Genomic DNA, 9,402 nt, shown 5'->3' with positions numbered 1-9,402 from the left:
GATCTTGAACTTCGCCGAGTGGCGCTTGCTCATCGCAGTTTCCTGAAATCAAGAGTCTTTGGGAAACGCGCCCTCCTTTGCACACATCGCGGCCAAAGCCGGATGCGGCCGACAGAAACACGAGGCGAAGCGCTCGCCCGGTCCCGCGGGAGCGTGAACGCCCGCGGCGCCGGAACACCGGAACCGTCGGACGGATGGCGGGTGCTACCCCGGAAGCGCGGCAAAATCAAGGGCCGGCCGCGGCCGGCGCCGCCTTTTGCCGCCTCAATGCGCCGCGGGGGCGAGGCGCAGGGCGGAAAGAGCGGCCATCAGCGCCCCTTCCGGCTGGCGGCCGGAGGTGAACAGCACCGTGCCACGCGGGCTGGCATCGCTTTCCGGCGCCCGGAAGGCGGGCGATTCCGGGGCAAGCTGCAGCACATCGGCCACCCGGCGGGCAATGGCCGGCGCCGGATCGATCCAGCGCACCGGCCAGGGGGCAAGGCGCACCAGCAGATCGGACAGGAAGGGATAATGCGTGCAGGCCAGCACCACCACGTCGGTGCGCCGCCCCTCGCCGCGGTCGACGAAGGCCGGGGCGATCTCGGCCAGAACCGCCGCCTCGTCCACCGCCTCGCCGCGCAGCCGCGCCTCCGCCAGCCCGGCCAGACGGGCCGAGCCGACCAGCGTCACCTCCGCGCCGTGGCCGTGGGTGTTGATGAGGGCGCGCGTGTAATCGCGCGCAACGGTGCCCGGCGTCGCCAGCACGCTGACGAGGCCCGATCGCGTGGCCGCAACCGCCGGCTTGATGGCCGGCACCGTGCCCACCACGGGAATTGTCAGTTCGGCGCGCAGCGCCGGCAGCACCAGCGTGGAAGCGGTGTTGCAGGCGATGACCACCGCATCCGGCCGTTCGCGGGCGCAGAGACCGGTGATGATCTGCACCACGCGGGCGATCAGCGCCTGCTCTTCCCAAGCACCGTAGGGAAAGCCGGCATCGTCGGCCACATAGAGAAAACGGGCGCCGGGCAGCCGCGTGGCGATCTCGCGCTGCACGGTGAGGCCGCCGACGCCGGAATCGAACACCAGAATCTTCGGTGCCGGCGCAGCCGGCGCAGCGCCGGTATTGCCGCCGCTGAGCGGCGCGGTCTCGCGGCGCCGCACCGCGCGCCCGGCCCGCAGGCCGGCATAAAGGTCGATCACGGAAGCGACGGATGTCATCTGCTGCAATCCCGACTCAGGCGATCTGCCCGCCTGCGCCGCCGGCCCGCAGGCGACGGCGGCAACTGTTGGCAGACAAATGAAACCACCCCGATCTGGTGCCGGCCTCGCCCGCCGGCACCGGAGGGCACCGGCGGCACCCGCGCGGCGTTTCTGCCATCAAGCGCCGCGGACGTGAACGGGGCCTTAACGCCCCGCGCCGGCCCCGCAGCGCCGGCGCGGCGGATGCTGCGCCGCCCGTGCGGCCGGAATCGGGCAGGCGCAAGATCGGGCAGGGGCAAGATCGGGCAGGTGCAAGTGAGCTGACGCACGCGACCAGACGCAAGTGAACTGGCGCAAGTGAACTGGCGCAAGTGAACTGACGCAAGTGAGCGGCCGCGAGCAGGCCGCAGCAAGTGAGCTGACGCGCAGCAGGCGGGCCGTCTCAGTTCACGCCGTCGTCGCCTTCTTCTGCCGCAGCCGGGGTCGGGCGCGGCAGCGTGGTGGCCGGGCCCTTCGTCTTGTGCGGCCGGGTCGGGCGGCCTTCCAGCGCCGCCACGATGCCACGCAGGGTGCGCACCTCGCCGCCCGACAGCGCCGTGCGGCCGAAGATGTTGCGCAGGCTGCGCACCGCGACCGCGCGCTTGTCCTCGGAGCGGAAATAACCGGCCGCCTCCAGCGCCTCTTCCAGATGCGCGAACAGGCCGATCAGTTCGCCCTTGGTGGCCGGCTCGCCGCCGTCGAACGTGGAGAACGGCAACGCGCCGCCGGTGATCGCGCGGCGCCACTCATAGGCCAGAATCAGCACCGCCTGCGCAATGTTGAGCGAGGCGAACTGCGGGTCCACCGGCAGCGTCACGATGGCATCGCACAGCACCACCTCGTCGTTGGTGAGGCCGATGCGCTCGCGCCCGAACAGGATCGCCGTGCGCCGGCCGGCAGCGCCGGCGGCCATGGCCCGGCCCGCCGCAGCATCGGGCCCGATCACCTCTTTGATCATGTCGCGTTCGCGCCGGGTGGTGGCAAGCACCAGATCGCAGTCGGCAATGGCGTCCTCCAGCGTGTCCCACACGCTGATGGAGGACAGCGCCGCTTCCGAGCGCGAGGCGGCGGCGATGCCGCGCTCGTTCGGCCAGCCGTCGCGCGGCTTCACCAGCCGCAGTTCCTTCAGGCCGAAATTGGCCATGGCCCTGATGGCGGTGCCGATATTCTCGGCCATCTGCGTTTCCACCAGCACCACCACCGGCGGCGGCAGGGCGGCGAAATCGGCGCCGGCGGGGTGGCTGAACGGGCTGCCGGCGGCTTCGGCGGCGGCGTCGGTATCGGTCATGGCGGCCTCCATGGCGGCCTCGGTTGGCGGAACCGCCGCGTTTTAGTCTGCCCGGCCGGCAAAGGAAATCGCTTCCGCCGCAATCCTGTGCGCCGCCGCGGCGAAATTGCCGCGAGGCCCTCGCAATATGGGCGCCTGTGTCGCTTGGCCGAGGCACATGTCGGGTGCTATAGCAACCACGATCCATCGGTCCGGTCCCGGACCGGCCGGGCGGTGTTGGCCCGGCCCCCTCCCGTCACCAGCTGCGCATGCACCGAGAGGCATTCCATGGCTAAGATCAAGGTCGCCAATCCTGTCGTCGAACTCGACGGCGACGAGATGACCCGGATCATCTGGAAGTACATCAAAGACAAGCTGATCCATCCTTATCTCGACGTGCCGCTCGAATATTATGACCTCAGCGTCGAAAACCGCGACGCCACCAACGACAAGGTGACGGTTGAGGCCGCCGAGGCCATCAAGCGCGTGGGCGTGGGCGTGAAGTGCGCCACCATCACGCCGGATGAAGCCCGCGTGAAGGAATTCAACCTCAAGGAAATGTGGAAGTCGCCCAACGGCACCATCCGCAACATCCTTGGCGGCGTGATTTTCCGTGAGCCGATCATCGCCAAGAACGTGCCGCGCCTCGTGCCGGGCTGGACGCAGCCGATCGTCGTCGGCCGTCATGCCTTCGGCGACCAGTATCGCGCGACGGACTTCAAGGTGCCCGGCAAGGGCAAGCTGACCATCACCTTCGTCGGTGAGGATGGCACGAAGATCGAGAAGGAAGTCTACAACTATCCGGGTTCGGGCGTCGCCATGGCGATGTACAACCTGGACGACTCGATCCGCGACTTCGCCCGCGCCTCGCTGAACTACGGCCTGCAGCGCAAGTACCCGGTCTACCTCTCCACGAAGAACACCATCCTGAAGGCCTATGACGGCCGCTTCAAGGATATCTTCCAGGAGATCTACGAGGCCGAGTTCAAGGAGGCCTTCGAGGCCGCCAAGATCCACTACGAGCATCGCCTGATCGACGACATGGTCGCCTCGGCGCTGAAGTGGTCCGGCGGCTACGTGTGGGCCTGCAAGAACTACGACGGCGACGTGGAATCCGACATCGTGGCGCAGGGCTTCGGCTCGCTCGGCCTGATGACCTCGGTGCTGATGACCCCCGATGGCAAGACCGTCGAGGCGGAAGCCGCTCACGGCACGGTGACCCGTCACTATCGCCAGCACCAGCGCGGCGAAGAGACCTCCACCAACTCCATCGCCTCGATCTTCGCCTGGACCCGCGGTCTCGCTCACCGCGCCAAGCTCGACGGCAACGCCGACCTGAAGCGTTTCGCCGACACGCTGGAACAGGTCTGCGTCGACACCGTGGAATCCGGCTTCATGACGAAGGATCTGGCGCTGCTGGTCGGCGACACCCAGAGCTGGCTGTCGACCACCGGCTTCCTCGACAAGGTGGCCGAGAACCTCGAAGCCCGCATGGCCAACTGGTGATCGTCACCGGCCAGTGACCGCTGCCTGCCGCCTTCGCGGGCGGGCAGCCGTTACCCCGATGCAGAACGGCCGGCCCGGAACATGCTCCGGGCCGGCCGTTTTCGTTTCGCCCGGTTTCTTTTGTCGACCTGTCCCTTTTGTCGTCCCGTGCCCTTTTGTCGCCCGGTTCCCGCAGATCACACCGGCGGTGCGGAGGCGGCCGGCGGGGCTTCTGCCTCCATCCGCCGCACGCGGGCCGAGAAGGCGGGATGGCGGCCCATCAGAGACGTCAGCTCGCGCTGCGGGACCACCAGCATGCGGGTGCGCGTCATGGCGCGCACCACGCACGGCGTGCTCTCGCCGCCGAACCGCAGCGGACCGCCGAAGGCATCGCCATCGCTGAGGCGCGTGACGTTGTCGTCCTCGCTCACCTCAAGATCGCCGGTGGCAATGACATAGAGGCTGGTCGCCTCGTCGCCGATGCGCAGAACGAGGTTGCCGGCATCGTAGGTCTGCGCCCGGATGACGGAGAGTATCTCGGCCAGCGTCGCCGGCTCCAGATCGGCAAACAGCGGAATGCGCGCCAGCGTCGCCCAGTTGACGACGAAGCCGCGCCGCCGGATCACCTCCGAGAACGACGTCGCCACCACCGCCACCGGCAGGGCCAGCACGATCAGGCCCATGATCATGGTGATGCCGCCGATGATCCGCCCCGAGGCGGTCGTGGGAATCGCATCGCCGTAGCCGACGGTGGTCACCGTCTCCATGGCCCACCACATCGCCAGCGGAATCGAGCCGAAATATTCCGGCTGTGCGGTCGCCTCCAGCTCGTACATCACGGTTGCGGAAACCGTCACCACCGACATCAGCACCACGAGGCAGGCCAGCAGCGTCTGCCGCTCGCCGACGATGGCTTCCGCCAGCGCCATGATGCCGGTGGAATAGCGCAGCAGCTTCAGGAACCGCAGCAGGCGGAGAAAGGCAAAGGCCCTCAGGTCCATGTCGAGAATCTGGACCAGCACGAACGGCGTGATCGCGATGAGATCGACGATGCCGGCGAAGCTGAGGATATAGTCGATGCGGGCCTTGAGCGGCGACATGTGCTTGCGGCGCGGGTCGTCCACCGCCACCCAGATGCGCAGCCCGTATTCAACGGCAAAGACGACGACCACGAACAACGCGCCGATTTCCAGCGGCGCGCGCCATTCGTGGCGGAAATGGCGGTCGGTCTCCACAATTGTGAAGAACACGCTGAGGCAAATCAGCGTAATCAGCAGATAGTGAACGAGGCGGCCTATCCAGTCGCGGCTGTCGTCGCCTTCAAGTATCTGATAAAACCGGCGCCGGCTGAACCGGGCCGGGGCTTTGCGCATTGCTTCGGCCACTGCGGCACCCCGTTGCCGATGCGCCGCGGCCCCCCGCCCTTCCCCTTGCAGGACGGAAGCAGCCTTCAGAGCGGCGCTGAGGCTTTCTGATCTCGGTCGCTCACGCGGGTGTGAACGTCGCGGCGGTACTGTGTCGCCGGCGGCGGGCCGGCGTCAAGGCTGGCGGAACACGGCTTTTGCCCACACCGGCATCGTCCCCCCGGCTTGCGCAAACGCGGTTACCGCGCCCTAATGCGCTGACGCCGGCCGGGCCCTGCCCCGCCCGCCTGCCCGTCCGGCGCGGCAAGCAGAGGACCTGCCCGCTCATGGCCCCAATCAGCCAGCCCCCGTCCGCCCGGCCGTCGTTCGCCGCCCACACGCTCGTTCTGCCCATTCTGGAACGGCTGGTGGCGTTCGACACCACCAGCCGCAATTCCAATCTGGCGCTGATCGCCTGGGTGGAGGACGAACTGGCGCGGCACGGTGTGGCCTCGCGCCGCGTCTACGACCCCGCGGGCGACAAGGCCAATCTGTGGGCCACCATCGGCCCGGCCGACCAGCCCGGCTACATCCTTTCCGGCCACACCGACGTGGTGCCGGTGGACGGACAGGACTGGACCAGCCCGCCCTTTACCCTCACCCGCGACGGCGCGACCGTGGTGGGGCGCGGGGCGGCGGACATGAAGGGCTTTCTTGCCTGCTGCCTTGCCGCCGTTCCGGCGATGACGATGGCCCGCCTGAAGCGGCCGATCCACCTCGCCTTCTCCTATGACGAGGAGGTCGGCTGCACCGGCGTGCGCGGCCTCATCGAAGAGCTGCAGCACGAATCGGTGCGCCCGCTCGCCTGCTTCGTCGGCGAGCCGACGGAAATGCAGGTGGTGGTGGCGCACAAGTCCAAGCGCAGCTACCGCATCGTCGTCACCGGCCACGCCTGCCATTCCTCGCTCGCCCCGGAAGGGGTGAACGCGGTGGAATATCTCGCCCGCCTCGTGGTGTTCATCCGCGATCTCGGCCGCCGCATGGCGCAGGGCGACAGCGACCCGATGTACGATATCCCGGTTTCCACCACCCACACCGGCGTCATCGAGGGCGGCACGGCGGTCAACATCGTGCCGGACCGGGCCAGCGCGGTATTTGAATTCCGCCTGCTGCCCCATGTCGACAGCGATGCGGTCTTCGGCGCGATCGAGGCCTATGCGCGCGACGTGCTGGAACCGGAAATGAAGGCCATCGCCCCCCGGGCCGGCATCCGCTTCGAATATGTCTCCGGCATTCCGGGCCTCGACACCGCCGGGGATGCGCCGGTGACGCAGCTTGCCATGCGCCTTGCCGGCCGCAACGATCTGGCCAAGGTCGCCTACGGCACGGAAGCCGGCCTCTTCGCCGGCATCGACATTCCGACCGTGGTCGTGGGGCCGGGCAACATCGAGCAGGCCCACAAGCCGGATGAGTTCATCGTCGTCAGCGAACTCGACCGCTGCATGGCCTTCCTCGCCCGCCTCATCGCCCATTGCGAGGCCTGAGCCGCGGGGCCCTCAATCCGGCCATTGCAATCAGGCGCGGTTGCGCATAAGGATTCCGGTCATGATGAATATCCGCATGATCCGCACGAACTGGTGGTGGCGCGTCCTCTAAGGGCGGGCTTGCCTTCGTGCGCATCGGATTTCAGACCCATGTGAAGACGAAAACAGGGCCGCTTACGGGATAACCGGGCGGCCCTGTTTTCGTTTTCAGCCGCCCGCCCGACCGGCGGATGCAGATTTCAGGAGAAAGACGGAATGGGCGGCACGGCCGAACTTCACTATGTCACCCGCGGCGGCATCCGGGTTACGCGCGCCGCGCGCGACATCGCCTATCAGGGCGCCATCGGCAGCTATGTCGAGCGGCTCGACAGCGAGCGCGGCGCGGTTTTCTCCTCGTCCTACGAGTTTCCCGGCCGCTATACCCGCTGGGACATCGCCTTCGTCAATCCGCCGCTCGTCGTGGAGGCGCAGGGGCGGCAGGTGACGGTCACCGCCCTCAACGCCCGCGGGCGGGTGCTGCTGCCGGCCATCGAAAAGGCGCTGACCGCCAATCCGGTGCTGGTGCGCACCGCCGGCGATGCCGGCCACCTCACCATCCGCGTCGCCGAGCCGGAAGGCAGCTTCACCGAGGAAGAGCGCTCCCGCCAGCCGACCGTGTTCACCGCCGTGCGCGAGCTGGTGGCACTGTTCGGTGCCGACGAGGACCCGCACCTCGGCCTCGCCGGTGCCTTCGGCTACGACCTCGCCTTCCAGTTCGAGCCGCTGCCGCTGAAGCTGGAGCGGCCGGCCGACCAGCGCGATCTGGTGCTCTACCTGCCCGACCAGATCCTGATCGTCGATCACTATGCGCGCCGCGCCACGGTCTATGAGTACGATTTCGGCAGCGGCGGGGCTTCCACCGCCGGCCTGCCGCGCGACGGTGCGAAGGCGCCGTTCCGGGCCGCCGATATCGCCGTTTCGCGCGGCGATCATGTGCCGGGCGAATATGCGCAGACCGTTGCCAGGGCGCTGGACTATTTCCGCCGCGGCGACCTGTTCGAGGTGGTTCCGGGCCAGACCTTTACCGAGCGCTGCGTGGCCTCGCCCTCGGCCATCAGCCGGCGGCTTGCGGCCACCAACCCGGCTCCCTACGGCTTCTTCATGAACCTCGGCAATGCCGAATGGCTGGTGGGCGCCTCGCCGGAAATGTTCGTGCGCGTCACCGCCGGCCGCCGGGTGGAAACCTGCCCGATCTCCGGCACCATCGCCCGCGGCCGCGATGCCATCGAGGATGAGGCGCAGATCCGCAAGCTGCTCAACTCCCGGAAGGACGAGGCCGAGCTGACGATGTGCTCGGACGTGGACCGCAACGACAAGGCGCGCGTCTGCGAGGCCGGCACGGTGCGCGTTCTGGGCCGCCGCCAGATCGAGATGTACTCGCGCCTCATCCACACGGTCGATCACATCGAAGGCCTGCTGCGCGACGGCATGGATGCCCTCGACGCCTTCCTCTCCCATGCGTGGGCGGTGACGGTGACCGGCGCCCCCAAGAAGTGGGCGATGCGCTTCGTGGAAGAGCACGAGAAGAGCCCGCGGGCGTGGTACGGCGGCGCCATCGGCATCGTGCACTTCAACGGCGATCTCAACACCGGGCTGACGCTGCGCACCGTGCGCATCAAGAACGGCATTGCCGAAGTGCGGGCCGGTGCCACGGTGCTGTTCGATTCCGTGCCGATGGACGAGGAGCGCGAGACCGAGCTGAAGGCCAGCGCCATGCTGGCTGCCATCCGCGAGGCCGGCCAGCCGCTGCGCGAGGCGGCCGCCCCTGCGGCCGAGCAGGCCCGCACGCACCGCCGCATCCTGCTGGTGGACCACGAGGATTCGTTCGTCCACACGCTCGCCGACTATTTCCGCCGCACCGGCGCGGAGGTGACGACGCTGCGCGTGCCGGTGCTGGACGACGCCTTCGACCGCGTCGCCCCCGACCTTGTGGTGATGTCGCCCGGCCCCGGCCGGCCGTCGGATTTCGACTGCTCGGGCACCATCGCCCGCGCACGGGCCCGCGGCCTGCCGATTTTCGGCGTCTGCCTCGGCCTGCAGGCCCTGACGGAATATTTCGGCGGCCGGCTCGACCAGCTCGCGCTGCCGATGCACGGCAAGCCGTCGGTGATCCACGTCAGCGAGCCCGGCCACCTGTTCGCCGGCCTGCCGGCGGAGTTCACCGTTGGCCGTTATCACTCGCTGATTGCCGATACCACCTGCCTGCCGGCAGAACTGAAGGTCACCGCCACCACCGACGACGGTGTGGTGATGGCCATCGAACATGTCAGCGAGCCGATTGCGGCGGTGCAGTTCCACCCGGAATCGATCATGACGCTGGCCGGCGATGCGGGCATGACCATCGTGCGCAACGCGCTTTCCAGCCTCTATGCGCGCCAGAAGGCGGACGCGGAATAACCCACGCGAAAACGGCCCCGGATCGCTCCGGGGCCGTTCTTCTATTCCGTCCGGGCCGTGGCGCCGGCAAGCATCCCGCCGACTGCCTCAGGCCGGCAATTTCAGGCCG

At 68.2% G+C, this 9,402-nt stretch carries 6 protein-coding genes; 3 read left to right on the top strand and 3 right to left on the bottom strand.

The genetic code is table 11. The annotated features are described in order from the left end of the window. Window positions 1-264: 264 nt before the first annotated feature. The gene (gene murI, locus V7067_RS12650) at window positions 265-1,197 is read right to left on the bottom strand and encodes a glutamate racemase (RefSeq protein ID WP_334176262.1); all 933 of its coding nucleotides are present in this window, start codon (window positions 1,195-1,197) and stop codon (window positions 265-267) included. A gap of 424 nt (window positions 1,198-1,621) precedes the next feature. Next, window positions 1,622-2,506: an RNA methyltransferase gene (locus V7067_RS12645; protein ID WP_334176261.1), complete on the bottom strand. Its 885-nt coding sequence runs from the start codon at window positions 2,504-2,506 to the stop codon at window positions 1,622-1,624. Window positions 2,507-2,773: 267 nt separating this feature from the next. Here V7067_RS12645 and V7067_RS12640 point away from each other — a divergent pair, with 267 nt between their 5' ends. After that, the gene (locus V7067_RS12640; protein ID WP_334176260.1) at window positions 2,774-3,991 is read left to right on the top strand and encodes an NADP-dependent isocitrate dehydrogenase; all 1,218 of its coding nucleotides are present in this window, start codon (window positions 2,774-2,776) and stop codon (window positions 3,989-3,991) included. Window positions 3,992-4,167: 176 nt separating this feature from the next. On the opposite strand, the gene V7067_RS12635 is transcribed toward V7067_RS12640, so the two are convergent. Continuing rightward, a complete protein-coding gene (locus V7067_RS12635) occupies window positions 4,168-5,343 on the bottom strand; it encodes a cyclic nucleotide-gated ion channel (protein WP_334176259.1) in 1,176 nt (391 codons plus the stop codon). 317 nt (window positions 5,344-5,660) lie between these two features. Between V7067_RS12635 and argE the strand changes: the two genes are divergently transcribed. Both argE and V7067_RS12625 read left to right on the top strand, forming a co-directional pair. Beyond that, the gene (argE, locus tag V7067_RS12630; RefSeq protein WP_334176258.1) at window positions 5,661-6,857 is read left to right on the top strand and encodes an acetylornithine deacetylase; all 1,197 of its coding nucleotides are present in this window, start codon (window positions 5,661-5,663) and stop codon (window positions 6,855-6,857) included. A 255-nt stretch (window positions 6,858-7,112) separates the two neighbouring features. Beyond that, on the top strand, window positions 7,113-9,293 hold the full coding sequence (locus V7067_RS12625) for an anthranilate synthase component I (protein ID WP_334176257.1): 2,181 nt from the start codon (window positions 7,113-7,115) through the stop codon (window positions 9,291-9,293). The last annotated feature ends 109 nt before the right edge of the window (window positions 9,294-9,402 follow it).

The sequence above is a fragment of the Pseudoxanthobacter sp. genome, assembly GCF_036822375.1.
Classification (GTDB): Bacteria; Pseudomonadota; Alphaproteobacteria; order Rhizobiales; family Segnochrobactraceae; genus Pseudoxanthobacter.
Note: the sequence above shows the minus strand (reverse complement) of the source record. Positions and strands in the feature narration are given on the sequence as shown.